19 protein-coding genes and 1 pseudogene are annotated in these 26,061 nt (G+C 53.9%); 18 read left to right on the top strand and 2 right to left on the bottom strand.

Annotated elements, in window-relative coordinates:
• Nucleotides 1-344 precede the first annotated feature (344 nt).
• The 6 genes from ACYQ15_RS12965 to ACYQ15_RS12940 all read left to right on the top strand — a co-directional run bounded on the left by ACYQ15_RS12965 (nt 345) and on the right by ACYQ15_RS12940 (nt 8,552).
• Entirely contained in the window at nt 345-1,361 is a 1,017-nt protein-coding gene (locus tag ACYQ15_RS12965; RefSeq protein ID WP_459937930.1) for a hypothetical protein, read from the top strand.
• Nucleotides 1,362-1,726: 365 nt separating this feature from the next.
• Nucleotides 1,727-3,046 carry a tetratricopeptide repeat protein gene (locus ACYQ15_RS12960; RefSeq protein WP_459937929.1) on the top strand — a complete coding sequence of 440 codons (1,320 nt, stop codon included), beginning with the start codon at nt 1,727-1,729 and terminating at the stop codon, nt 3,044-3,046.
• A complete protein-coding gene (locus tag ACYQ15_RS12955) occupies nt 3,043-4,935 on the top strand; it encodes a coiled-coil domain-containing protein (protein WP_459937928.1) in 1,893 nt (630 codons plus the stop codon). The genes ACYQ15_RS12960 and ACYQ15_RS12955 overlap by 4 nt, the downstream gene beginning before the upstream one ends.
• 355 nt (nt 4,936-5,290) lie before the next feature.
• On the top strand, nt 5,291-5,644 hold the full coding sequence (locus ACYQ15_RS12950; RefSeq protein WP_459937927.1) for a four helix bundle protein: 354 nt from the start codon (nt 5,291-5,293) through the stop codon (nt 5,642-5,644).
• Nucleotides 5,645-5,844: 200 nt separating this feature from the next.
• Nucleotides 5,845-7,068 (top strand): coiled-coil domain-containing protein, encoded by a 1,224-nt coding sequence (locus ACYQ15_RS12945; RefSeq protein WP_459937926.1) that lies wholly within the window; start codon nt 5,845-5,847, stop codon nt 7,066-7,068.
• 203 nt (nt 7,069-7,271) lie between these two features.
• Nucleotides 7,272-8,552 (top strand): class I SAM-dependent methyltransferase, encoded by a 1,281-nt coding sequence (locus tag ACYQ15_RS12940; protein WP_459937925.1) that lies wholly within the window; start codon nt 7,272-7,274, stop codon nt 8,550-8,552.
• Between the two features lie 150 nt (nt 8,553-8,702).
• Here ACYQ15_RS12940 and ACYQ15_RS12935 read toward each other — a convergent pair whose 3' ends face one another.
• Together ACYQ15_RS12935 and ACYQ15_RS12930 are read right to left on the bottom strand one after the other, a co-directional pair.
• Nucleotides 8,703-10,439, bottom strand: coding sequence for a hypothetical protein (locus tag ACYQ15_RS12935; RefSeq protein WP_459936306.1), 1,737 nt, complete (start codon nt 10,437-10,439; stop codon nt 8,703-8,705).
• A 65-nt stretch (nt 10,440-10,504) separates the two neighbouring features.
• Complete coding sequence (locus ACYQ15_RS12930) at nt 10,505-11,053, bottom strand: hypothetical protein (RefSeq protein WP_459935726.1); 549 nt, start codon at nt 11,051-11,053, stop codon at nt 10,505-10,507.
• Nucleotides 11,054-11,497: 444 nt separating this feature from the next.
• On the opposite strand from ACYQ15_RS12930, the gene ACYQ15_RS12925 reads away from it, so the two are divergent.
• From ACYQ15_RS12925 to ACYQ15_RS12870, 12 genes and pseudogenes are all read left to right on the top strand, one after another.
• On the top strand, nt 11,498-11,953 hold the full coding sequence (locus ACYQ15_RS12925) for a hypothetical protein (RefSeq protein ID WP_459937924.1): 456 nt from the start codon (nt 11,498-11,500) through the stop codon (nt 11,951-11,953).
• A 273-nt stretch (nt 11,954-12,226) separates the two neighbouring features.
• Nucleotides 12,227-13,225: pseudogene (locus tag ACYQ15_RS12920) on the top strand (PDDEXK nuclease domain-containing protein).
• A gap of 176 nt (nt 13,226-13,401) precedes the next feature.
• Nucleotides 13,402-13,821 (top strand): four helix bundle protein, encoded by a 420-nt coding sequence (locus ACYQ15_RS12915; RefSeq protein WP_459939583.1) that lies wholly within the window; start codon nt 13,402-13,404, stop codon nt 13,819-13,821.
• Between the two features lie 1,080 nt (nt 13,822-14,901).
• Nucleotides 14,902-19,851, top strand: a complete 4,950-nt coding sequence (locus ACYQ15_RS12910; protein ID WP_459937923.1) for a glycosyltransferase — start codon at nt 14,902-14,904, stop codon at nt 19,849-19,851.
• Nucleotides 19,852-19,867: 16 nt separating this feature from the next.
• Nucleotides 19,868-20,518, top strand: coding sequence for an acylneuraminate cytidylyltransferase family protein (locus ACYQ15_RS12905; protein WP_459937922.1), 651 nt, complete (start codon nt 19,868-19,870; stop codon nt 20,516-20,518).
• Nucleotides 20,515-20,988: a NanQ anomerase/TabA/YiaL family protein gene (locus ACYQ15_RS12900; RefSeq protein WP_459937921.1), complete on the top strand. Its 474-nt coding sequence runs from the start codon at nt 20,515-20,517 to the stop codon at nt 20,986-20,988. The genes ACYQ15_RS12905 and ACYQ15_RS12900 overlap by 4 nt, the downstream gene beginning before the upstream one ends.
• Nucleotides 20,981-21,733 (top strand): 6-phosphogluconolactonase, encoded by a 753-nt coding sequence (pgl, locus tag ACYQ15_RS12895; RefSeq protein WP_459937920.1) that lies wholly within the window; start codon nt 20,981-20,983, stop codon nt 21,731-21,733. The genes ACYQ15_RS12900 and pgl overlap by 8 nt, the downstream gene beginning before the upstream one ends.
• A 38-nt stretch (nt 21,734-21,771) precedes the next feature.
• A complete protein-coding gene (locus ACYQ15_RS12890) occupies nt 21,772-22,365 on the top strand; it encodes an SIS domain-containing protein (protein ID WP_459937919.1) in 594 nt (197 codons plus the stop codon).
• Entirely contained in the window at nt 22,350-23,264 is a 915-nt protein-coding gene (locus tag ACYQ15_RS12885; RefSeq protein WP_459937918.1) for a phosphoglycerate dehydrogenase, read from the top strand. Before ACYQ15_RS12890 ends, ACYQ15_RS12885 begins: the two co-directional genes overlap by 16 nt.
• Nucleotide 23,265: 1 nt before the next feature.
• Nucleotides 23,266-24,009, top strand: coding sequence for an inositol monophosphatase family protein (locus ACYQ15_RS12880; protein WP_459937917.1), 744 nt, complete (start codon nt 23,266-23,268; stop codon nt 24,007-24,009).
• 60 nt (nt 24,010-24,069) lie between these two features.
• Nucleotides 24,070-25,041, top strand: coding sequence for a methyltransferase domain-containing protein (locus tag ACYQ15_RS12875; protein WP_459937916.1), 972 nt, complete (start codon nt 24,070-24,072; stop codon nt 25,039-25,041).
• 1 nt (nt 25,042) lies between these two features.
• On the top strand, nt 25,043-26,047 hold the full coding sequence (locus tag ACYQ15_RS12870; protein ID WP_459937915.1) for a Gfo/Idh/MocA family protein: 1,005 nt from the start codon (nt 25,043-25,045) through the stop codon (nt 26,045-26,047).
• Nucleotides 26,048-26,061: the final 14 nt, after the last annotated feature.

Raw genomic sequence — 26,061 nt, 5'->3', positions numbered from 1 at the left:
CACGCAGATTTCGCAGAGAAGAGAAAGAGAATATTTTTGGCCGCAGGCCGTGGAACCCTTTTATAAGCAGATCTTTCTTCTGCTTATAAAAATCTTCCCCTCCGCGCCTCTAGCGAGTCCGCGAGCGAGCGAGAGCCAAAGAAAAAGAAAATCTCTCGCCCGGCCCCAAAGCGGGCCTCGAGACGCAGAGGGCACAGAGAGAAAAAAAATATGACTGTAGGCCGGGAACCTTTTTGAAAGCAGATCTTTCTCCTGCTTTCCAGAATTCTCCTCTCCTCGCCCTCCGCGCCTCTAGTGAGTCCGCGAGCGAGCGAGAGAATAAAATCAGCCAGCAAAGTAAATACATGAAACGCTCCCTTCTGAAACAACCCAGCTTCAGCCATACCCCCTATGTTCTCAGCGCATGCATCTGTGGTCTGCTGGTTCTGCTGGCTTGGCAGGTTTGGGCCGCGGAAGACTCGGCAATCCCGGACCAAATCATCCTGGACAACGGGATCATCGAACTGCGTCTGGGTATCGCCAACCACGGCGGAGCCATCACCTTCCTCGGACCCTCCGGCGAGGGCCGCAACCTGATCAATAACCACGACCACGGCCGGCAGATTCAGCAATCCTACTACGCCGGAACGGACCGGGACCGCAGCGACCAAGGCCAGCATCCGGCCTGGTCCCCCTGGCCCTGGAACCCGACCCAGGCTGGCGATGCCTTTGGCAATCCCTCCAAAGTACTTGAAGTCAGTGCCGACGAGCAGCAGGCCTATGTCAAGACCGTGCCAAACATGTGGGACATGCCCGATGAGCTTTGCCAGTGCACCATGGAAACGTGGGTCGAGCTGAGCGACAATGTTGTTATGGTCAAAAACCGGCTGCGCATCGACGAAGACGCCAGAGAGTGGGGGGACGCCCCGCGCCACCAGGAAATGCCCGCGATTTACACCGTTGCCGAACTGTCCAGGATCAAGACCTATATCGGCGACGAGCCGTGGACCAATGCCCCCCTGACCCGGATCACCAGAAAGCCCATGCCCGGCAGGGAGGACTTCCTCTGGAACTACTGGCCATCCGAGGAATACCCTGGTGAGACCACGGAAAACTGGGCTGCGGCCGTGGATGAAAGCGGCTTCGGCCTAGGCGTATTCATGCCGGAAACCGAACTGTTCGTCGGCGGCCAGGTCGGCCAACCGACCGACGACGAGTTCGCCTTCTCTACGACCTACATTGCCCCATTGAGAACCATGATTTTACACCCAGGGGACGAAATGAATTTTGTCTACGAATTGATTCTTGGTTACATAGACACGATCCGTGCTCACGCAGCGCCATCAATCCCCCAACAATCCAAACCACAACTAGATAAATGATAACTGGTAAACAATAACAGTCATTCACCCCCCCCCAGATTGCCATGACTCCTATGATGAAACTACCCTCGCGGAAAATGAATCAGTTCCTCTCGAACAGGAACCAGCCACAGCGACTTCCATTGGAATGCCGACTGCTTCGTCAAAGATTGCTCGTAAAGACCCAATCCATTCCACCCTCTGAGCAACCCGTCCAAGAATTTCAAGATAACGAATCCGGTGCTTCCCATGTTCGACCTGCCCCCCCGAGCTCAGGCAACCATATCAAAGGCAGCCCGTCCCAGGCGGAACACGAGGTGATTCACTCCGAGCCCGCTGCCGTTTCTTCTCCTATCACAGGTTTATTTGAACAGATTCATGATGATATGGCATGCGGGTGGGCGTACAACCCGGAATATCCCGACCGCCGACTAAACGTTGAGATCCTCTGCAACGGATCGGTCATAGCCACGGGGCGGGCCGAAAGGTTCCGGGAGGATCTCCAGCAAGCTGGCATAGGCGATGGCCGATATCAGTTTCACGTACCCATTGGCCCCGAGCTGTTCGATGGAAAGAGCCACAACCTGACTGTCCGGGATGCGGAGAGCGGTCAGGAAGTGCCTGGAGGACCCCTTGTTTTTCTGCGCGTTCCGATACATGGCAGTTTTGATGTCATTGCCGATGATCAGGCCCATGGATGGGCTTTTGACCCGGTTCGACCCCACCAGCGACTGGAGGTGGAGATCATCTGCGTTGATTACCCCGACAACCCCATGGTCGTGGCCCGTGGAAGTGCTGAAATGTTTCGCGAGGATCTTCCGGAAGCCGAAATTGGTGATGGCCGGCATGCTTTTATTCTTTCTATTTCCCGGGAACTCTTCGACGGACAACCCCACAATCTTCAGGCCCGGGATGCCCGTACCAAGCAAGTGCTGTCCGGGTTACATGAATTTCAAGCAGAACCCAGGCAATATGATTTCGACCTGATCCCCCGCGACCAAAGCCTGGAAATGATGCGCACACTCTTCGGTCTCCCGGAGTTTGCCGCCCACGCTTCTGACGCCCGGATGCACCTGGAGGCATTTCAGCTCGCCTGCCTGCTGGCCGAGACAGACCGATTCGAGGAGGCCCGGGATGCTTTTGCCGACCTGATTCGGATCATTGGCGACAACGCCATCTGCCAATGCAAAATTGGCGAGACATGGCTGCTTCAGGGGCGGCCGGACAGGGCTTTGGAAGCCTATCAAAGCGCGGCAAAGCTGGACGTGTCACAGCACTGGGCGTACCGGGGCATGGCTCACGCTCTGCGCGACCTCGGGCGCTACATCGAGGCTGAGGACGCTTTTCAATTGGCCATGGACCAGCAGCCCGAGGACCAGACTTTGCGCAGATGGCTGCGTGACCTGGAGACGTACTCCATTCCGGCGCGGGCTGATGAGCTGCTGGCAAAAGGGGAGACGGACGAGGCGATCAGGATGCTCAAGAGGCAATTGATCATCGATCCGGATTCACGCCTCGTGGCTGATCGTCTGGCGCAACTCCTGACAGAAAGGGATAAGCTTGCCATTGATCAGGGCCTGCCAGGTGCAAGAGAGTTCCGGGAAGCCGAAAATGCCCGCCTTCTACTGGATTTGATCCTGAATGAGGAAGAATCATGGGCGAATCCAAATGGCGAGAATACGGCAGTAGTGGGAGGAATGGAATGAAATCGTTTCTTGATTACCTGGCGGAGCAGGGCCTAGCTCCATGCACAACCGCCTTCGTTGTCGGCGCCGGACAGGGAGGCGACCTATCCATGCTACGGCGTCTGGCATTTGATCGCCTGATCCTGGCCGAGGCCCATCCACGGTTGGCCGAGGACCTGCAACAGCGCATCAACCCGGAGGCCGGCGAAGAGGTCTGGCCGATGGCCATCACGCCGCATCCCGGAAAACAGGTCATCCTGAACGTCCTGAACAACACCAGTCACAGCAGTCTCAAAACAGTGCGGGGCCTTCTGGACCATGCCCCTAACCTGCGCGTCACCAACACCCTCAATGTCCCGTCCCGCTCCCTGGCCCAATCCATCGAACTCCTGCACCTCGATGCCGAAAAACGCAACCTGCTCGTCCTGGATGCCCCGGGACTGGGACTGGAATTGATGCAATCCGTCCCCGTCCATCTGCTGCACCGCTTTTCCTGGATCATCCTGCATGGCGGTGCGGTAGCCCACCTTCACGATGATGAAGGCTCACTGCCGGATGCCGCGGATACACTCCATGAAATGGGCTTCGATCATGTCCAGGATGACCCGGAAGCTATTTTCCCCCATTCCGCGGTGCTGCTGCGGCGCAACGATACCCGAGTGGCCATCCTGGAACGAGACGCTCGAATCACTGCGCTCCAAGCCGAGCTTGCCGCATCCAGGGATGAGTCCGCTTGCGCAGTTGCCGACATTCAGGCCCAGCTTGAGGCCCTTGAGACGGACAAAACCCAACTGAACAAAGAGCTTCAAGCCCAAATCACCAAGCTGACCCAGGACCGCGACCAGCAAGGCAAAGCCATCGCCGAGCAAAAAGCCCAACTGGATAAAATTACCCAGGATCGCGACAACCAGCGCAAGCAGGCCGAAGAGCAGAAAACCCTGGCTGAGAAACACGCGGCCCAGTGCGACGACCTGACCAAGGTCCGCCAGGAACTCGAAACCAGGATCGCCGAGACGAATAAGCAACTGGCCGACCTCCACAAACTCGCCGACGAACGCCAGGCACAAATCACCAAGCTGACCCAGGAACACGACCAGCAAGGCAAAGCCATCGCCGAGCAAAAAGCCCAACTGGATAAAATTACCCAGGACCGCGACATCCAGCGCAAGCAGGCCGAAGAGCAGAAAACCCTGGCTGAGAAACACGCGGCCCAGTGCGACGACCTGACCAAGGTCCGCCAGGAACTCGAAACCAGGATCGCCGAGACGAATAAGCAACTGGCCGACCTCCACAAACTCGCCGACGAACGCCAGGCACAAATCACCAAGCTGACCCAGGAACACGACCAGCAGGCCAAAAACATCGACGAGCAAAAAGCCCAACTGGATAAAATTACCCAGGACCGCGACATCCAGCGCAAGCAGGCCGAAGAGCAGAAAAACCTGGCTGAGAAACACGCGGCCCAGTGCGACGACTTGACCAAGGTCCGCCAGGAACTCGAAACCAGGATCGCCGAGACGAATAAACAACTGGCCGACCTCCACAAACTCGCCGACGAACGCCAGGCCCAAATCACCAAGCTGACCCAGGAACACGACCAGCAAGGCAAAGCCATCGCCGAGCAAAAAGCCCAACTGGATAAAATTACCCAGGACCGCGACATCCAGCGCAAGCAGGCCGTGGAACAACAAGCAAAGGCGAAAAATGCTGCGGCTGAACGTGACGCCCACGCCAAATCCATTGCTGAACTCAAGGAAGAAGTCCGTCGAAAAGACGCCAGCATCACCCAGTTGGATGCCGCTAACAAAGAATTGGAACACCGACAGATGCTGATGAACGAGGAAATGGTCCGCGCGGAAGGCCAGATTGATTTGATCAAGGACGTACTACTTCGGGAGCAGGGATTGTAGGTCGTGATGCGTGAAGCGTGAGGCGTGAAACGTGAGGCGTGAGGAGTGAAGCGTGAGGCGTGAAGCGTGAGGCGTGAAGCGTGATGCGTGAGGCGTGAAGCGTGATGCGTGATGCGTGATGCGTGAGGCGTGAGGCGTGAGGAGTGAGCTGTTATTACCCATCACCCATTACCCATCACGCATCACTCCCAACCCATCACGCATCACTCCCAACCCATTACGCATCACTCCCAACCCATCACGCATCACTCCCAACCCATTACGCATCACTCCCAAACCATTACGCATCACTCCCAACCCATCACCCATCATGCATTCGCATTACCCATAACACATTACGCATTACGATAAAAAAATGCAGACACACAAAGACCTTGATCTCTGGAAAGCAGCCATGGTTTTGGTCAAGCAAACGTATGTGGCGACCTCCTGTTTTCCCAAAGAAGAGATTTACGGACTGACATCGCAGATGAGGCGGGCAGCTGTATCCATTCCCAGCAATATCGCGGAAGGAGCTGCCCGGCAGGGCAACAAGGAGTTTTGCCATTACCTCTACATCGCTCTCGGCTCTCTGGCAGAACTGGAAACCCAGCTGCTTCTTGCTCAAGATCTTGGCTATACGAAAGAGTCAACGTTGCTCCAGCACCTCGAATCCGTCCGAAAAATGCTCCTTGGAATGATACGTCATTTAAAAAAACGTGATGCGTAATGCGTGAGGCGTGAAGCGTGAGGCGAAAGGCGTGAAGCGTGAGGCGAAAAACCATCACCCATCACCCATCACGCATAACGGTTCCCCCATCACCCATAACCCATCACGCATAACGGTTCCCCATCACCCATCACGCATCACGCATCACGCATTACGCATTACGAATTACTTGTAACCCACAACCCATCACGGACCCACCCATGCCCACAACCACCATCTCCGGCCTCACTCACGAAGCATCCCATCCCTTTCTGGACACCGATACCTCACGCTGGATATCTTCCGAGGATTTTTTTCTTCATGCCCGGTCCCCCGAGGCTTCCGACGCCGACCACCAGTGGATCTGGCTGTATCGCGCCCCATGGATGCAGGTCGTTGCAGGCGGCAGCGACGACGAAATGTCCATCGCCGGATTGTTGGATCAGTGGCGCCATGAGCAACGAACGGTCCTTAATCTGCGCCCGATCCTGGGTAATCGGTTGGTGCTGATCAACGTTGATCAGGTCGCTGTCCAAGAGATCCGCACTAAGCTTGGCCTTGCGTTATGGCAAGGCGATCCAGCTGAGGAGACCTCGCTCCCCCCAGCTACAGCAACCTGCGCAGCCAAGCTATTCGAATGGTGTCGCCCCCGGGACTGGGATCTCTTTGAAGCCTTGGAAGCCTCGGCATGGCACGGCGAAGGAAAACCCTGCTTCCGTCAGGATCTTCAGCCTCCGGACGACACCGCATTTACGGGCATACTCAGCGTAATCCAAAACGGCCTGGGGTACTCCCTGCTCCGGGATCAGCTCCAAAAGGCTGAACAGGATCTTGAACTTCTGCAAGCCGAACGCGACGCCCAAGTCGGCAAGCTCTCCCACGCTGAAAATGAAAAGCGGGAACTCGCCCAGGAAAATGAACTGCTCCTGGCCCAATTGCACCAGGTGCAGGAAGAACTGGAGCGCTCCTATCTTTCCCAGACAGAAGCAAAAAATGAACAAGATCGACAAACCCAGGCGCTCGCGGAGAAAGATGCCCAGATCGCCAAGCTGACCAGAGAGCGCGACAACTTGAGTAAAGATCAGAAAGAGCTGCAACAAAAGTCTGCTGCGGAGGGAAAGCAAATCCAAGAACTCCGCAAAAATGCCGAAGAACACCAAGCCCAGATCACCAAGCTGACCAAAGAACGCGACGCCCAAGTCGACAAGCTCTCCCACGCTGAAAATGAGAAGCGGGAACTCGCCCAGGAAAATGAACTGCTCCTCGCCCAATTGCACCAGGTGCAGGAAGAACTGGAGCGCTACTACTTGGCCAACCAGGAACTCATCGCCGGTCTGGACCGCTCCACCCTAACCATGCACCGCGCCCGCGCGGCCATCAGCCGCAAATTATCCGCACAACAGCCTCGACAACAAAGAAATGGCAAGGTGGTTGTCAGCTTATAGTTGCCGAGCCACGTGAAGGGTGATTCGTGATGCGTAATGCGTGATGCGAGAAACGTTATGCGTGATGCGTGAAACGTGACGCGTGACGCGTGATGCGCGAAACGTAAACCTATCACCTATAACGCATCACCCATAACGCATCACGCATAACCCATCACCCATCACCCATCACCCATAACTCATCACCCATCACGGACCCCAAAATGCTCACCTACCTCCGCTCCCTCGCCGGCCGCATCCGGGCCATGCTGCCTTCCCGTGCGGTCCTGCCATCCACATTCGATCAGTCCGAGGCGACGCTTGCCCAGCCCGTGCCCTACGATGAAAACCTTCTGGAACGTTCCCGGACCCAATGGCAGTTCGGGGATTGGGATTCTTTGGCCGGGATGGATCGGGACACCTTGCAGCATCATCCGGACCGGGCAAAGCTGGCGCTGCTGGCCGCGGCCGGACATGCCCAACGGGGCAGCCTGGAACAGGCCCGCCGGTTTGTTCGTCTGGCACGGGACTGGGGTTGCGGGCGGCAGTTGATCAGCCAGGTGCTCATTTCCGGGGTGCATAACAGCCTGGGTCGGGTCGCGGCCGTGGCCGGCGGCCAGGAGGGGAGGGCTCTTTACCATTTCGAAAAGTCCATTACCGTGGGCATACCCGGAGGGGACGGTCGTCTGCTGACCGAGGCCCGGGTGACCCAGCAGGTGCGCGGCCTGTCCATGCCCAAGACCTCCCGGATTGCGGTGAACATTCTGTCCTCTGAATCCAAGTTACCTCGACTTGGCTTCGCCGCTGCCTCTTCGCAGGCTCTGGCTTCGTCCGAAGGTCGTCGGTTCACGCCGGAAAAGGACAAGTACGCGGTCCTGGCCCTGATCCATCAACTCCACGAACCAGCCTCGTACCTGGAAATCGGGGTAGGGCAGGGCAGGAGCTTGGCCCTGGCCGCCTGCCCGGCCGTGGGCGTGGACCCGGCTCCTCGGGAACTGGCTGGTCTGCCGGACTCGGCCCGCGTGATCACCGCCACCAGCGACGAATTCTTCGCGGACATGGCGGGCCAGGAGCTGCCCCAGGCGCCGGACCTGATCCTGCTGGACGGCATGCCCCTTCTGGAATACCTGCTGCGGGATTTCACCCATGCCGAAGGCCTGTCGCATGCCGACACGCTGATCGCCGTACCCGGTGTCCTGCCTCCGGACCCGGCCCAGGCCACGCGCCGCCGCACCGGCCCGGACTGGACCGGCGACGTCTGGAAACTCCCCGAAATTCTGCGCACCCACCGCCCGGACCTGCGTCTGCTCCTTCTGAACAGCACCCCCGCCGGTCTGCTCCTGGTCGCCGGTCTTAATCCTGCCAGCACAATCTTGAGCGACAACACCCAGGAAATCCTGTCCACATACCAACCCCAGGAAACTCTCCCCGACGACATCCTCCACCGCACCGCCGCCACCCCACCGGACAAACGCGTGATTGCGGATTTTTTGGGCGGGATGTAGGGTGTATATAATTATCTGTTATTAGTTATCGGTTAATGGTTACCCCGGTTCTCTCCCCCCTTACACAGCGCATAGTGCCCTCACCCGCCAACAAATAACAGATAACAGATAACAGATAACTGATAACAGATAACACTATGGTTACAAAATTCAGTTGGATTGACTGTCTTGAGCTGATTTCGTTTTCATGAACAACTCGAGGATCTGTTGTGGTAACCCTTGCTTTTTGATGATTGCACGCCCACCAGGGAGTATCCGGTCGGTGTCTCCGTTTGAACTGTTGCTGTCCTTTTCGTCCTCGTACCTGATACTGGCAAAGAGTTCCTCCAGGCTGTCTTTTCCGTTGAGAAGCACTTCCATGTATGCGGGATTGTCCAGGTTTTTGACAAGCGGAGTATCGGCGATCATCGCCTGTAGTGTTCTTCGCATGGAATTGTTGCCGGTTTTGCGGCGATGGCCTCTTCTCAGGCCGCGGAATAAGCGTTCGAGAATGTTATTGGTCCGCTGAGGGTAGATTGTGACAAAGCCTTGCGGACTGGCTACCATAATGGGGTCGGCAAAGAGCTTTTTACCGTATTTATCAATTTGTTGCTCCATTTTGAGGCAAAGCTGGTCATCAGCCAAACGGCTTTCCTTTTGGAGCCTATGTCGGAACTTTTCAACACCCTGGCGGATGGTTGACATGGCTTCAGACGAACCGTCATCGTTGAGGCCGTTATTTTCGTCCGGCGTGGCAATGCGCATGGCGTTGCGCAGATCGTCAAACACTTCGACGCGCCATCGCAGTTCTGTCGTTGCCTGGACCAATTCGGGATCATTGGCGATGTTGGATATCTTTTTTGCCAAGACGCGCAGAGGTTTGTGGTTATCTTCAAGGCCGCAGGGGTGTTCAAGGAGCCTGGGCAAATACCGGTCTAATTCAAGCATTCGCTCAGTAAACTCCAGCAACGGACGATCAAAGGGAAAGCCATATCCGTTGCCGTTGTTTTTGCCCTGCAAGGCCCATAGCGCCAGAGAATACGCGGACAAAGACGGCAGCATTTCGACATTATGGGGCGGAGTTTTTGTATTCACTGCATCAACCAGCAAGGGTAAATCAGGGCTTTGCCCCAGCGATTGCCGTATTTGCCGAATGAGTGCTCGCAGGTTGGTAGTCGCTGCAAATGATTTCAGGCGGTTTCTCAATCGCGAGTATGCCGGTTCCAGGAAGTCTTTGCCGGCATCACGCAGAAAGTGGAAATGGCAGATGAAGTCGGCAATGCCGGGGAAGGTTTCGTTGACCGCCTTGCAAATGCCGGTGCCCATGTCATGGACGCAGGCAACCGGCGTACCATACGTGTCTTGAATGTTCTTCAGGAACGGTTTGATGTGGACGGCGTTTTCGCTGGGTGCTTTGATGTTGCCCAGAACAAATTGACTCAGACTGTCCAGGCCGCTGAACAAGGTTGGCGCATCTCCTTCATGGGCGGCGTCCAGGTGGAGGACATATCCGCCGGCCATCCGCATTTTCTGGCGGATGCAGGGCGCGGCTTGGGCATGAGCAAGGGCCAGATACTTGATGAACTTGCGGCCCAGGTAGTCGATCTCTGAGAGGCTGATGTGCGTGTTGCGCATTTTCAGTTCAGTTTGCACTTCGTCGAGTGTGCGGAAGTTTCTGAACAGAGCCTGGCCGACAAAGACCAAGACGTCATAGGCCACGTTGCATCGAGTCGGCACCATTCGGAGCAGCGTTTCGGAGCCCATGGCTCGTGAGCATTGAGGGCAGTTAAGTACGGTTTCATGTGCGATGAATGGTCCGGCCATGCTGTAAACAACTTTTCTGCGCGTTTTCTGGACAAGTCGCGGATGGGTGCATGTGCAGTTTTCCTGCTCCGGAACAAAAGACACCACTGGCGGTTTTGGGAATAATGCCGCCGGGGATATTTCCCGTTGCAGAAGCGCCTGACATCGTTTCAACGCCTCGATTGCTTGCGGGCCGTAGTTTCTGGAGTTTTTTTTAACCCGTGCTGCGCAAACAGCTTTTCGATCTGGGCTGCTTTGATGCTCACATGCCTTGTGCGCTTTATATGCATTGCCAGTTCCTCGAAGCTGAGATTGGGGGACCGGATGAATTCCGCCAAGACGAAAACCGCGATCTCGGCAGGAAGCAATTCCGATGGCATGGCCCGATTTGCCGCGGATTGGCGTTGCTTGTCGGCAGTGGTCATATCCTGGGAAAAATAGACGAAAGAACGTCCAATTTTGTCCCGCTGCAACCGCCCCTGCCTGCACAACTGGACAAGCACCGAATGACATCGACAACGCAGTATTTCTCCCAAGGCCTCGGCAGTAATTCCCTTGGGGCTGCGATTGACCAGCCTGACAAGGGTTTTGTTGAGATTGCCTACCCTGGAAAAGCCGATGTCGTCCGAAAACCATAACCCGTCGTGGCCGAACTTGGGAATGCTTTTCAGAGTGTACCATTTGCCATTGTGGGAAAAGCTTCTGTGGTATCCAACCACGCTCAAAAAACGCCGTGTAGAGGGAACTGAGTAGTTGAGTCGAGTTGCAAGGGGTTCGATTTGCCAGCATGGTTGTTCCGAGAAGGGAGGGGCAAGCTTTTGATCTGGCGATAGACAAGAAGACATGTTGGCCTCCTGGTAAAGTATTGCATATCGTAGCGAGAGGGATAGCATCATGCAATACTTTGTCAAATTTCAAGCCAACAAGCTGGATCACGATCGAATTGCCCCCACCTCAAAAACCAATTAAATCATCATTGATTTTAAATAATTGTTTGCAAATTATTAAAAAGGTCGCCGCTCGCGCTTTGGTGAATCACTAAACAATAAGATGAGAAAGTATAGCACAGCTTGCCGCCTAACATACTGAAATTTAACGATCCAACCGTATATTGTAATCATAGAGATAACAGATAACAGATAACAAATAACCCAGGAACTGCCATGGACATCAAGGAAGCCATCCGCTCCGGACTACAGGAACTGATCCTGCCGCAACTGAAACGGCTTGAGGACGGCAACAAGCAGATCAGAACCATCCTCGACCTGACCAACAAGCGCCTGGATGACGTGAATAAACGCCTGGACGACATGAACGCCCACATCGTGGACCAGAGCCGACGCATCGACGCGCTTCGCTCCGAACTCAAAGGCGAAATCCATGAATTACGCACGGAAGTCAAAGGCGAAATTCAGAAACTGCGCTCCGAACTCAAGGGTGAAATTCATGCCCTATCCTTTCGCATGGACGCCATGAACAAACGCCTGGACGACCAAGCCGACCGCATGGACCGAATGACCGAAGCCATGGTCCGTCGTGAAGAACAGGAGCGCCTGACCCAGCGGGTGATCTCCCTGGAGCACAAGTATCAATGGGTGGAGAAGCGCTTGGCGGTATGATTCGCTCACTCTCGTGATTCCATAGGCATGCGAGAGGCCAAAAGAAGTTATCTCTCGCCCGGCCCCAAGGCGGGCCTGGAGCACATGGAGTAAGGTTATCCGTTAATAATTAATAGTTATCAGGATGAAGAACCAGATAACAGATAACAGATAACCGACAACAGATAACAGTTTTCAAACTTTACGCCCCCCGCGCCCTCGGCGCCTCTAGCGAGTCTTCGAGCGAGCGAGAGACAAAAAAAATAAGAACCAAATAGCCAATAATAGATAACCATGCCCGCTGAAGTCACCTCCCTAAACCATGGCTATCCGGAATTCCTGGCCCAGCTCAAAGCCAGCATTAGCCGGCGCCAATACCAGGCGCTGCGTGCCGTCAATCGAGAACTGGTCAGCCTTTACTGGGAAATCGGCCAAGCCATCCACCAAAAGCAGGAAGAACTGGGCTGGGGCAAAGCGGTTGTCGAGAACCTGGCGCGTGACCTGCAAGCAAAATTCCCGGGGCGCAATGGATTTTCTGCACGCAACTTGTGGAACATGCGGGACTTCTACCGCAGTTACGTAGATCAGCTAAAACTGCAACCACTGGTTGCAGAAATTAGTTGGGCCAAAAATCTTGTTATTCTAAGCCGTTGTAAGGATCTGCTTGAACACGAGTTCTACCTGCGGGCCACTGCGCGCTTTGGCTGGACCAAGGCTGTGCTGCAGCATCAGATCGACAACAAAAGTTACGAAAAATATCTGCTCAACCAAACCAACTTCGATCAGGTGCTGCCCGATGAAGTTAAAAATCAAGCGTCACTGGCGGTCAAAGACCATTACACCTTCGACTTCCTAGAATTGGCCGAGGAACACAGCGAGCGGCAGCTTGAGCAAGCCTTGGTCGCCAACCTGCGCAATTTTCTGGCTGAACTGGGCGGAGCTTTTGCCTTCATTGGCAACCAGTATCGCCTTGATGTTGGCGGCCAGGAATATTTTATTGACGTGTTGCTCTTTCATTGACGCCTGCGCTGCCTGGTGGCTATTGAACTTAAAATTGGGGACTTCAAACCCGAACACAAAGGCAAGATGGAGTTCTACCTCGAGGCGCTGGAGCATAACGAAAAACTCCCGGAAGAAAATCCACCCATCGGGATAATCATTTGCCGCGTCAAGAACAAAACCATCGTCGAATACGCCCTGCGCAATGCCGCCCGCTGGGTGTTGCCACCTATTCCGTCGTACCCACGCTGCCGGAACACTATCAAGCAGAACTCCCCAGCCCCGAAGAGATAGCCCAGCGCCTGCAGCAATGGAATGCCTCAGATCTTGCCACGATCTCAACGGCAAAGAGAAACCGATAACCGATAACCGATAACAGATAACAGATAACCGATAACCGATAACCGATAACAGATAACATGAAAATCCAAACTTTCGAAGACCTCAACGCCTAGCAAGCCTGTCGAGCCCTGCGCATATTCGTCGCCAAGCAGGTCATTCCATGTCTGCCCAAATACGAACTCTACCGCCTCGGCGACCAGATCCTCCGCTCCGCCCGCTCCACAACAGCCAATCTGGCGGAGGGCTACGGACGTTTCCACTACATGGATAACGCCAAATACTGCAGCAACTCCCGCGGCTCCTGCTGGGAAACCCTCGACCATCTCATCACGGCTCACGATGAAGGCTTTATCACCAACGAACTCCTTGCAAAAGGCAGAGAACTCGCCCATGAAGCAATCAAGCTCATCAACGGCTACATGAACTACCTCCAAAAAACAGCGAAGTCGAAATCATCTGGCGCTGGCGAACAAACAGAGTCGTATGGAGATGAAGGTTATCGGTTATCAGTTAATAGTTATCGGGGGGAAGAACCAGATAACAGATAACAGATAACAGATAACCGATAACAGATAACTGTCCATTCGCGTTATTCGATTCCAATTGTCTTAATTTATTGCTAAAGTTGGAGGATGAACAACACAACTACGACAATCGTGCGTGCTGGTTTCACGGATCATGACGGGCTTGATGATAACCCAAAAGAACAAAAAATAATTGAACCGCCCGCTGCTTCCATCTGCGTCAATCTGCGTCAATCTGTGGACCAGAATCTTCTGCCCACCGATCACACAGATGTACACAGATTTTGAAAAACCAAGAAGAAGTTCCCCTGTTGCGGTCCTGCCACAACAATATCTCCCATCTGTGTCAATCTTTGTGAACCGTGGAAAAAAATCCTCATCCAACTATTAACATGATTTCAACGTATTGAAAAAAACGCTCAAAAAAGCAACCTCTGAGGTTGTTTTCTTTTTTACGGGATCTGCTACATAAATTTCGTTATGTCTCGTCGGCAACGCAGTATGCCCCTGGAAAACCTTCATATGCATCGTGATGCAATCCCAACACGTGTTAATGGTTTGACATCCATTCCAGCAGCGACTAGACGCTGTGTTTCTTGAGATAATCGCGACACACTGGACAAAGCCAAACCTGTCGCAAGGCAGGGAAGGAAAGCACGGGTCCACGAATAAGTCATGTATTGCGCGGACAGGCGGGTGACCCCTTAACCGTCGACAATACGCTGCGGGGTAACTTTTTTTTGTGCGAGAGGTGATAGATAATAGTTATCAGTTATTTGTTGTCAGTTACTAGTTCTCCGGATTCAGAACCAATAACCGATAACAGACAACCGATAACAGATAACACTTCAGCCGGACTGAAGGTATCATCATCACCCACCAGAAATTGGCCAGTTTTCGAAAAAGTGCCTGAATAGCACAGAAAGCACACTTTGAAGAATTATCCCTATGAAGCAAAACGAACAATTTATCCCCGCTTCGATTCGCCCTGCCGATCCCACCCGGACCGTCTAGCTACCGCTGCGCCATAATTGCCCCCTAATGAAGCCCGCACACACCATTTACGCCTTACTACCCAAATAAACGAAACAATATCGGATAATCATGTCCCTCGCTAACGCCAACTCCGCCCTCCGTTCCGGCGAACTCACCAAGGCCCTCCCACTCTACCTCGATGCCCTTCGCAATACCCCAGGCCTGTCCAAGACAATCACCGCGAACATCGCCCTGGCTCGCAAGAAGTACCGCGCCCAACGCCAAGGCCAGAAGCCATTGGTGCTGGTTTGCCTGCCGGAAAAGATGATTGATGCAGCAACACTGAAAGTCTTGTCACAGGCCTATCAGGCTTTTGGCGTTGTCGAGTGCGTCGCTGGAACGCAGTCTGGTGACTGGACGGAATTGCCTGGCATTCCTGTGCATAGGGTTGCGGCGGATGGGTTTGAGCAATTTGTTGGGGAGCATCCTTGCGACGTGGTTCATCTGTTAGGCCAGGATCAGGACTGTCTTGCTTTTGCCGCGCTGTCTAAATTGATTTGGGGAGCAGCTGTGATCGGGCAGGGGAATGTCGGGATGGGGTGTGTGGATGCGGTTGTTGATAAGGGGATTGATGGTGGCAAGCTGGAGGGGATTGTTCGGGAGGCTTTGGGAAGGCCGTTTGCAATCGGTCAGGGTTTGCTGAATGCAATCACCGGAAGCGCCGTCGGACTCGAAACTTACGCACTACTTACCGGCGACGAGAAAGCCAAACCGGCACCTCGCCTCAGCCCCCAGATAACAGATAAAAAGATTACAGAAAAATATTCATCAGTAACCGCAACCTCACCCATCACGCGTCACCCATCACACATTACGCTTCCCCTCACCCCCCTGGAACGCATTCAAGCAAACTCGACGCCCCCAGCGGTCATCGTGCCTGTATATAATGCGGCCCAGGAGTTGGAACTTTGCCTGTCGTCTCTGGTCATACATACACCACCGGACGTCAGGGTCATCGTCATCAATGATGCCAGCACCGATCCTCAGGTTCAGAAGATCCTTGACCGCTACAGTCGTCAGTCATCGTTTACAATCCAACAAAATCCCGAAAACGTAGGGTACACGAATACTGTCAACAAAGGCCTGGAGATTGCCGGGACGGCAGACGTCATCTTGCTGAACTCAGATACGCAAGTAACGCCATTCTGGGTCCGCAATCTCCGGCTTGCCGCTTATTCAGAAGATAATATCGGAACTGCCACGCCGTTTTCCAACAATGCCGGTTCGTTTTCCGTACCCGAGCCAGACCAGGACAATCCACTGCCATCAGGCATGTCCCTGGATGACTATGCCCGCGCCGTTACCCGGTCGTCGCAACGCACCTATCCCCGTGTCCCAACCGGCAACGGCTTCTGCATGTATATCCGTCGGGATTGTCTCAATGACGTGGGCCTCTTCGACGCCCAGGCCTTTCCGCGCGGATATGGCGAGGAAAATGATTTCTGCATGCGGGCCGGGCAAAAGGGGTGGAAGCATGTCATTGACGACGCCACGCTGATCTACCATGAGCGGTCCGCGAGCTTCGGAAATGAAAAAACCGCCTTGATCGATGTCGCTCGGCAGGTCATTGCTGACCGCTACCCGTCCTACGAGTCCGAAGTGCGTGCCGCGTTTTCAGGTAAGGCATTGATCAGCGCTCGAGAACGGGTCCGCAGCATCCATACAGCCAAGGCTTCTCGTGTCAAAAAGAGAGTCCTGTATGTGCTCAGCCCTCCGACCGGAGGCACCCCGCTGACCAATCAAGACCTGATGAGCGCCCTTGCCGGATATGCCGAAACCTTGGTTCTGCACTGTGATGCAACCACGCTCACGCTGACATCCTATGAGCAAGGTCGCCACGTGGAACTGGAACAATACCGACTCTCGGAACCACTCCAACCGTTTCCGCACCGTGCGGAGGAATATGACCGCATAGTCTCGCAATGGCTGCTTCGATACGGGATAGAGTTGGTCCATGTCCGGCATATTGCTCTGCACGGACTGGGATTGATAGATGTCGCCAAAAACCTTGGGCTGCCGATCGTTTTTTCGTTGCATGACTTTTATACTGTTTGCCCGTCCATTAAGCTTGTAGATGAGCAAAACACCTTCTGCAAAGGTCAATGCACGCCTGGCCCCGGCCCATGCCAGCACGAACTCTGGCAATGCGAAGCAATCCCCAACTTGAAGCACACGGCCATCCAGGACTGGCAAAGGCAAATGGAAGTGGCCTTGAAGCAGTGCGATGCCCTGATCACCACATCACCGTACTGCAAAAGCCTCGTATCAAAGACATATCCAAGCCTCATCCACAAGGCGTTTCCCATCATCCCCCACGGTCGAGATTTTTCTACATTTTACAGTTTGGCTTGCCCTTTCAAGCCCGGAGAACCCATCAAGATTCTGGTTCCCGGACATATTTCTGTGCGTAAAGGCAGCAAGATTATTGCTGAACTCAGTCGCTTGGGGCAGGACATAGGCCTGGAAATCCATGTCCTTGGGTATATAGAAGATGTTGCGGCGTCCGACACCTCAGTCGTTTTACACGGTGAATATGAGCGCGAGAGATTCTCGGAAAAAGTCCGGGATATCAGGCCGCACCTAGGCGGAGTTTTTTCAATCTGGCCGGAGACCCATTCCCATACCCTGACGGAATTATGGTCCTGCGGCATTCCTGTGATCGGGTTTGATTTTGGGGCCATTGGCGAGCGTCTGCGAGAGACTGGAGCAGGGTGGCTGGTTGAGAAACCTTCTGCGCTGGCAGTTTTGGAAGTGATCAAGCAATTGCTTGATGATCCAGCACAATGGCAATCCACCGTGAACAAGGTAACGGCGTGGCAGAGGGGTACGGGAAAAGAATGGACTTGTGGGCGAATGGCCCAAGAATATGTGCGGGTTTATGAGACGCTGTCGCCGGGATGGGAAAGCAAGGGCGTTCCTCTGCCGTTTATGGTGGGAGGACTTCCAGCTAGTTCTCGGTACTCAACGCAATTTAACCTCACCCCATTTAGTAAAAGGCTACACACAATAGGAACCGCCGTTTCGGTAATAATATTAACCCATAACTCCGCACATCACCTCGATACCTGCTTAACCACCTTCTTCCAAAAGAATACGCATAAGCCCGTCGAACTGATCATCATCGACCACGCCTCCACGGACTACACCGCACAAATCGTGGCCAAACACAAGAGCAAGGGCGATATTAATTACATCCGCCGCGACAAGAACTACACCTTCTCCGAATCCTGCAACTTCGCCGCAACCAAGGCCAAGCATCCGTATTTGTTGTTTCTCAACGACGATATCATTTATACTGATGATGTGCTGGGAAAAGCCCTGGAAATGCTGGGGAAAGATGAGAAGATCGGCGCGGTGGGAGTGAGGCTCGATGACGTGCCTGCCGAAGGCAAGGAGCAGGGCATTCAGCACCTCGGAGTCGAGTTCAAATGGAATGAGAAGCGAGGCTATCACCAGCCGGAGCAGATCCGCCACCCCAACGTGAAGCAGTACCTTTCCGACCCTTCCCGCTTACCCCTTGCCCCTTACCCACCAGCTGTAACGGGTGCATTCCTGCTCTGCCGCAAGTCAGATTTCGATGCATTGAAAGGCTTCAGCGAAGAGTACAACTACGGCCTGGAAGATATTGATTTTTGCCTGCGTCTGGGGCGGGATCTGAAGAAGAAGTGCTGGTGCATGAATGAGGTGGGGTTGCAGCATGTTGAGGGGGCGACGCGGAAGGAATGGTATAAATCTAAAAAATCAGAAATTATTGAAAACAACCACAAGATATTCAAAAAGAAGTGGGCTGAATTTGTCCGCGACAACTTCATCCAAGCATTACAGGCAAAATCCGCCCCTCAGCAGTCACCTATAACTAGGCAAGAAGATAACGCAAGCGAAGCGCCACGCATTCTTTTCGTGCTTCCCCAGACAGCCGAAGGCAACAATGGCTACCAAGTCCAGCTCCTGTCCCGCATGCTCCAAGCCCAAGGAGCCACCTGCACCATTGCCGTGCCAGATTCTTCCCCAATAACTAATATCGATTCCCAAATACCCATTCTCCCCTATTCCAAAATATCAAATAAAAATTCATTAGATTACAATGTAATCCGCGCCTGGACACCCCGCGAGATCGTCCGCGAGTTCACTGAAAAGCTTCTGGCCAAGCACAACTGCCCCTTGATCATCCACCTGGAGGACAACGAGGAGTACTTGACCGAGGTGACACTTGGCAAAGCCTATGCCGACCTGTCCAAGATGTCTGAGGCTGAGCTGGACAAGATCATTCCCAAGAACAGATTTCATCCCATCCGGGGTCGGAAGTTTTTGAGCAAAGCCCAGGGCCTGACCATGGTTATCGAGACCCTGAACCGATACAACCCCAATGGGCTTCCCTACCAAGTCATACCGCCGATTGTTGATGAACGACTGTTCTACCCCAGGCCTCTGAACAAAGAACTGCGTAAGAAGCACAACATACCTGACGATACGACAGTCCTGGTCTATACCGGCAATGTTCACGCCGGAAACAAAGATGAAGTATTTGAACTGTACAAGGCCGTGGACCTGCTCAACCAGCAGGGCAGACCAACGAAACTCTTGCGCACAGGACAAGACAACAAGACCCTGGATACGTCTTCCTGGCCCAGGAAACATGAAATTCATCTGGGATGGGTAAAGCGGGAAGAGCTTCCGGAGATTATGGCCGCTGCTGATATTTTTGTTCAGCCCGGAAAGCCGGGGCCGTTCAATGACGAGCGTATTCCCTGCAAACTGCCGGAGTATTTTGCCATGGGGCGGCCTGTGGTGTTGCCCAGGACGAATGTGGGGTTGAAGGTGGAGCATGGGGTTGAGGGGTATGTGCTGGAGAAGGTGGATGCTGAGGGGATAGCGGGAGCGGTCCAGGAAATCTGTAAGCAGCCGAATACGCAAGGCAATTTAGCAGTAGGCTCCATGGTCTTCTATCGTAACGAACTTTACAGCAATTACACCGATACTCTGACTAATGTTTATCCATCCTATAAGCGAGCGGCATAAAATTATGATAATCGCCATGATCCCAGCCCGCATGGGCAGCCAGCGGTTGAAGCAGAAGAACCTCAAGCCCCTCCAGGGCATCCCCTTGATTGCGCATGCCATCCGTAAGGCTAAGTCAGCCGGGGTTTTTGATGAGATTTGGGTTAATTCGGAGCATCCGACTTTCGGTGAAATCGCCGCGCAAGAAGGGGTGGGTTTTCATCGCCGACCTGAAGAGCTGGCCAGCAACACGGCTACCAGCGAAGATTTTGTACATGAATTCCTGAATCAGCACCCATGCGACTACTTGATTCAGGTGCACAGCATAGCGCCTCTATTGACCACGGCACAGGTTGCGGATTTTACCCGCACTTTGTCCAAAGGACCGTTGGATGTTCTACTCAGCGGCGTTAATGAACAAATCGAATGCATGTGTCAGGATCAACCAGTCAACTTCTCCTTTACAACCAAGACCAACTCCCAGGAATTGCCTCCTATCCAACGCATAACCTGGAGCATCACAGGTTGGAAGTCCGCTACTTACCAGAAAGCATATTTGGCGGGTCAATGCGCGACATATGCAGGCAAAGTAGGCTTCTACCCTCTTGACCGCATGGCGGGACACATCATCAAGACGGAAGAAGACTTTCAGCTTGCGGAAATGTTTTTGCAGGTAAGACAACCATGATCCACGACACACTCCAAAACTGGCAACAGTATTTTCACACTGCTCCATGGCGAACTGCCTTCGAGTTCCTGCTCGGGCTCAGCGCAACAACGCCTGACGCAGACAGAATCAATCTGCACATGGAAAACATGTACGCCGCGGTCATGTCCTATCAGACATGTCTGCCCGATGACTCCGTACTGGAAACCCATGACGCGCACGTCGACATCCAGGTTTCACTCAATCATTCCGAGACCATTGATTGGTACACCCGTGATGCTTTGTCCGTGGTGTCGCCCTATGATGCCGCGCTTGACCGAACGTTCTATGCATGCCCCGGATCGGCTCCTGTGCGTATTGCCAACCATCCTGGTCGATTTTCTGTCTTTTTCCCTAATGACGCTCATATGCCCAAGTTGATCACGGATAATGCTTCACAATTGGTCAAGAAGGTCGTGGTCAAACTTCCTGTGAGGCTTTTGCATGGTTGAGACGCTGTTACCAGTTGTTGGCCAGCGCACCTTCTCCAGCCGGGAAACCTTGCTGGATCATCTCGCTCTGGCGTTGTTGGATGCCGTACACGCCGGACTCCAATCGCAGGAGCAGTTCCGTCTGGTCCTTGGTGGTGGCCGGACTCAGGCCGCTTTGAACGAACGGATCGTGGCCTTGTCCCAACCAGCGCCGGACTGGTCCCGAGTGCTGATTCTGCTCAGCGATGAGCGCTGTGTGCCTCTGGACCATGTGCAAAGCAACTTTCGTTTGAACCTGGAGACCCTGGTCAGGCCTCTGGGCATGCCCGAGGAAAATATCAAGGCCATGCTCACGGACTTGGGGCCAGAACGGGCGGCCAAATCGTACGCCGACCTGTTGGAGAGGCTTTTCGCGGTAAACCGTGATTATCACCTGGATCTGGCTTTGCTGGGTCTAGGTCCTGACGGGCACACAGCCTCCCTCTTCCCTGGCTCCCCGGCACTGGATGTCGTTGATGCCTTGGCCGCTCCAGCCGGCCCCGGTCCAGAAGGCCATGACCGGATCACCCTGACCTTCCCGGCACTGAATATGGCTAGGCAACTCTGGATCATGGCTACTGGCAAGGAAAAACACCCGCCAGTAGCACGGCTCCTGAAAGGTCCGCACACCCCACCGTTATACCCGGTCCAAAGCCTCAGCCCCTCTGGCGGCTTGACCCTTTGGTTAGACTCCGCGGCTCACGATCCCACGTCTCACAAAGACTAGCCGATAAATTACAATTAACAGACAACAAAGGATCTCCCATGCCCCTCTACACCACGTACATCAACGACCTGAAGCAATGCCTGGATGCCACCGAGGCTACCACTACGGGTGGCACGACATTGCCCATGGAAGAGGCTCTCAAGGCTTGGTGCTCCATGACCGATGATCTGCGCTGCTCCGGTAAGACCATGTACTTTGTCGGCAACGGTGCAAGCGCCATGATGGCTGGACACATGGCCGCTGACGCGAGCAAGAATGGCGGGTTCCGGTCCTTGGCCTTCAACGATGCAGCCCTGATGACAGCGGTGAGCAACGACATCTGCTACGAGCAGTGCTTTGCCATGCCTCTGAAGCGGTTTGCCAACCCAGGTGACGTGCTGGTGACCATCAGCAGCTCCGGCAACTCCCCCAACGTGGTTGCGGCCATTCAAGCGGCGCGAGACTTGGGACTGCGCGTGGTTACTCTCTCGGCCATGAAGCCGGACAACAAGTCCAGGCAGGCCGGGGACCTCAATTTCTACGTACCTGCCGCCACCTACGGCTTGGCCGAGGCGGGGCATCAGGCCCTTCTGCATTGTTGGTTGGACGTTTTCATGGCCGAACACCCGGAGCCGACATGCAACGCACAGTAGCCATCGGCCCGTCCTCTTTCGCGGCCAAAGACCAAACCCCTTTACGCATGCTGGAAGAAGCCGGCATGCGCATCAAGCCAAATCCCTTCGGCCGTCGGCTCACGGAAGAAGAAATCATCGCTCATCTCGAAGGCGTGGACGGACTGATCGCTGGTTTGGAGCCCTTGAACCGCCGTGTACTGTCCTCGGCCCCACAGTTAAAAGTCATTGCCCGAGTGGGCATCGGCATGGACAATGTTGATTTTGCCGCGGCTAAAGATTTGGGCATCAAGGTATCCAACACGCCGGACGGTCCGACCCAAGCCGTAGCCGAATTGACCCTGACGTGCATGCTGGCCTTGTGCCGCCGCCTCTTGGAACTGAACACTGCCCTGCATGCCGGGCAGTGGGAAAAAGCCATTTGCACCGGCTTATCCGGCACTCCGGTGCTGTTCATTGGCTATGGCCGGATCGGTCAGACCGTGGCCAGGCTGACCCGTGCTTTTGGTGCTGAAATTTTGGTTTGCGACCCAGCGCTGTCCAAGGATGAACTCGCACATGGCGAAACCCTGGTTACGCTGGACGAGGGATTGGTAAGAGCCCGTATTATTACGCTGCACGCAGGAGGTGATGCGGTCATTTTGGACCAGCAGGCATTTTCAGCCATGCAGGACGGCGTGATTCTTCTCAACTCGGCCCGTGCCGGTTTGGTGGATGAACAGGCCCTCATCGAGGCTTTGGCTTCAGGCAAAGTTGGTGGTGCTTGGTTCGACGCATTTTGGCGTGAGCCGTACCAGGGTGAACTGCAAGATTTTCCCAATGTCCTGATGACTCCCCACGTCTGCACTTACACCAGTCAGTGCCGGTTGGGCATGGAATCCGAAGCTGTGCATAATTTGCTGCGGGATATGAGTGAGTAACGTGCCCTTTCACAATGAACTCAACGCAGCCAAAACCGCGGCATTAGCTGCTGGACAGTATCTGGCTGAAAATCGTGAATCGGTTCAGGAACAGCGAAAGGCTGGATCAAGGGATGTCAAGCTCAAGGCTGACCAAGAGTCAGAGACCATTATCCTGGGCATTCTATCACGACTGGCCCCGCATCCAGTGCTGGCAGAGGAAAGCGGAGCAAGCAACGATCTGGATCAAGACAGGCCTGTATGGATTGTAGACCCCTTGGATGGGACGGTGAACTACAGCAAAGGTTTGGATTTGTGTTGCGTTTCCATTGCCTTGTACCGTGGGCTGTCGCCGCTGCTCGGGGTTGTGTACGACTTCACCCGCAAAGAGATGTTCAGCGCCATGCAGGGTGGAGAAGCCGCATGCAACGGCAAAGCTATTCAACCCTCAAAAATAGCTGACCCTTCCCAGGCAATTCTGGCTACAGGCTTTCCGGTCAACCGTGATTTTGGCTCGGCTCCACTGCAAGCCTTTCTTCATCACGTCCAAGGCTTTAAAAAAATCCGGCTTCTTGGCAGCGCAGCACTTTCCCTGGCGTATACGGCTTGTGGACGAGTGGATGCCTACATGGAAGAAGATATCATGTTGTATGATGTAGCAGCCGGACTGGCCATCGCCCAGGTAGCCGGTTCTCCGATTACGCTCACACCCACCAATACCCGTCCATGGTCAATGCTGGTTAAGGCCGGACATGTTTGGGACTAGCTGCCAGCGCAGGCCTCTCATGAAATGGATCTCATATAACCTCACCACATCGAGCACATCATGATACGTCACGAAGTCGTCGCCCCATCTATCCAGGTTAATGATCTACACCATAACTCCTTGTACCTAAAAGAATTGAATTTGGCGAAAACCTTTACGAATCAGTTACCCCAGACACTACACATGGACCCCTGTCCGGTTTCTGGCCAGGGACGTTATGAAGTTTTGTTCGTGAAGTGGGGGCAAAAATATGCCTTGTGTCCCCAAACCTGGTCCTTGAGTCTGGGAGCAATGCCCGATAACGCGACAATGCATCGATACCTGCACGACTCGGACTTGGCGAGATATCGCCAAACACAGGATTATCAAGATACATTTACTCAGTTGCGTCAGGAGCTTTGGGCCGGTCAGATAGAGTGGGTGGAAGGCAGGGTACGACGTTATCTCGGCATGGAAAAATATGTCGTGCAGGACTGGGGGCCACGCATGCGTGGTTGGACAGAGATCGTATCCACAAATAACTCATTCATTTCCGAATATGTCATTGCTGACCCGCTTCCACCGGTCGCTCCTCAAGGCCGTGCTGAGAATGGGCATGTAGCCATCCTTTTTGATGTAATCCAGCGTTGTACACGACCGGCAGAACTGTTGAAAAAAGTACATAAAAGCCTCGTTCCAGGTGGCCTTTTGCTCCTTTCAAGTCGTTCAGGATCTGGCTTTGACGTACTAACACTGGCCGGAGAATCTGACAGCATTTATCCCCTTGATCATATCTGCCTGCCGTCTCCACAAGGCATAAACCTTCTTCTGCAAAGAGCCGGTTTTGATATCCTGGAGCTGACCACGCCAGGATTGTTGGATGCTCAGTTGGTCCAGCGTGCCGCTGATCGCATTCCCACACATCAATATTTTCAGCGCTATCTCTCCAGCTTGAACGATGACTTGGTGTTTGAACGTCTCCAAGCCTTTCTTCAGCAAAACAATCTCAGTTCACATCTCCGGGTAGTGGCGGTGAAGCGGGGGGAGGCCTAAGATGCTCAGAATAGCCATCATCGGTATGGGCAAGATGGGTCGCATCCGCAAGCAAACCATCGACAACCATCCTGACTGCGAAGTTTGCGCACTGTGCGACGTCAATCCGGAAGTCGCTCGTGAATTTCCTGGAATTCCATTTTATACGGATTGGAAGGCTGCTCTAGAACACGAAGCCGACGCGGTCATGGTTTGCACGTATAACAATATTATTCCAGAAATCGTCTGCGCTGCACTTGCAAAAAACAGGCACGTCTTCAGTGAAAAGCCCCCTGGTCGCTCCGTCGGTGATGTGAAAATGATGATAGAAGCCGAGAGAAAAGCTAAAGACAGTATTCTTAAGTTCGGCTTCAATCACCGTTTCCATTATGGAGTGATGGAAGCCAAGGCCATCGTGGCCAGTGGACGTTACGGCAACTTGCTCTGGGCCAGAGGTATTTACGGGAAGGCTGGCGGGTTGACCTTTGAGAACTCCTGGCGTTCAGACAAGGATCTGGCCGGAGGCGGCATCCTGTTGGACCAGGGTATCCATATGGTGGACTTGCTTCGCTACTTCCTTGGCGATTTCACGGAGATCAAAAGTTACGTCCAGAACTGCTATTGGAAGGGTATGTCACTAGAAGACAACGCCTTTGCCCTGATGAAGACCGCTGAAGACAAAGTCGCCATGCTCCATTCCAGTGCAACACAGTGGAAGCACAAATTTAGTTTGGACCTGTTCATGGAGGATGGATACTTGTGCATCAACGGCATCCTGTCCTCTACACGAAGCTATGGAGATGAAAGCATCACGTTCGCCCGCAAGCAGTTCGAGGATAGCGCCAGCGCCATGGGCAAACCCAGGGAGGAAATCATCTATTTTGATCGGGACGACTCTTGGAAGCATGAGCTTGACGAATTCCACAAATGCATCCAGGGAAAGAATTCCGTGTCAGTAGGGAGTTCCACAGACGCTTTACGTGTCATGGAACTCATCGAGCGGATCTACGAGGCGGGTAAGGAGTAGCCTTTTTGCTTCTG

This window comes from Desulfonatronum parangueonense (assembly GCF_054656975.1).
The sequence above is the reverse complement of the archived record's forward strand: the minus strand, read 5'-3'. Positions and strand labels throughout refer to the sequence as shown.

Excerpts from the sequence above, each read along its gene's own strand:
- ACYQ15_RS12965 (WP_459937930.1), top strand. The coding sequence starts at position 345 with ATGAAACGCTCCCTTCTGAAACAACCCAGCTTCAGCCATACCCCCTAT.
- ACYQ15_RS12960 (WP_459937929.1), top strand. The coding sequence starts at position 1,727 with ATGGCATGCGGGTGGGCGTACAACCCGGAATATCCCGACCGCCGACTA.
- ACYQ15_RS12955 (WP_459937928.1), top strand. The coding sequence starts at position 3,043 with ATGAAATCGTTTCTTGATTACCTGGCGGAGCAGGGCCTAGCTCCATGC.
- ACYQ15_RS12950 (WP_459937927.1), top strand. The coding sequence starts at position 5,291 with ATGCAGACACACAAAGACCTTGATCTCTGGAAAGCAGCCATGGTTTTG.
- ACYQ15_RS12945 (WP_459937926.1), top strand. The coding sequence starts at position 5,845 with ATGCCCACAACCACCATCTCCGGCCTCACTCACGAAGCATCCCATCCC.
- ACYQ15_RS12940 (WP_459937925.1), top strand. The coding sequence starts at position 7,272 with ATGCTCACCTACCTCCGCTCCCTCGCCGGCCGCATCCGGGCCATGCTG.
- ACYQ15_RS12925 (WP_459937924.1), top strand. The coding sequence starts at position 11,498 with ATGGACATCAAGGAAGCCATCCGCTCCGGACTACAGGAACTGATCCTG.
- ACYQ15_RS12910 (WP_459937923.1), top strand. The coding sequence starts at position 14,902 with ATGTCCCTCGCTAACGCCAACTCCGCCCTCCGTTCCGGCGAACTCACC.
- ACYQ15_RS12905 (WP_459937922.1), top strand. The coding sequence starts at position 19,868 with ATGATCCCAGCCCGCATGGGCAGCCAGCGGTTGAAGCAGAAGAACCTC.
- ACYQ15_RS12900 (WP_459937921.1), top strand. The coding sequence starts at position 20,515 with ATGATCCACGACACACTCCAAAACTGGCAACAGTATTTTCACACTGCT.
- pgl (WP_459937920.1), top strand. The coding sequence starts at position 20,981 with ATGGTTGAGACGCTGTTACCAGTTGTTGGCCAGCGCACCTTCTCCAGC.
- ACYQ15_RS12890 (WP_459937919.1), top strand. The coding sequence starts at position 21,772 with ATGCCCCTCTACACCACGTACATCAACGACCTGAAGCAATGCCTGGAT.
- ACYQ15_RS12885 (WP_459937918.1), top strand. The coding sequence starts at position 22,350 with ATGCAACGCACAGTAGCCATCGGCCCGTCCTCTTTCGCGGCCAAAGAC.
- ACYQ15_RS12875 (WP_459937916.1), top strand. The coding sequence starts at position 24,070 with ATGATACGTCACGAAGTCGTCGCCCCATCTATCCAGGTTAATGATCTA.
- ACYQ15_RS12870 (WP_459937915.1), top strand. The coding sequence starts at position 25,043 with ATGCTCAGAATAGCCATCATCGGTATGGGCAAGATGGGTCGCATCCGC.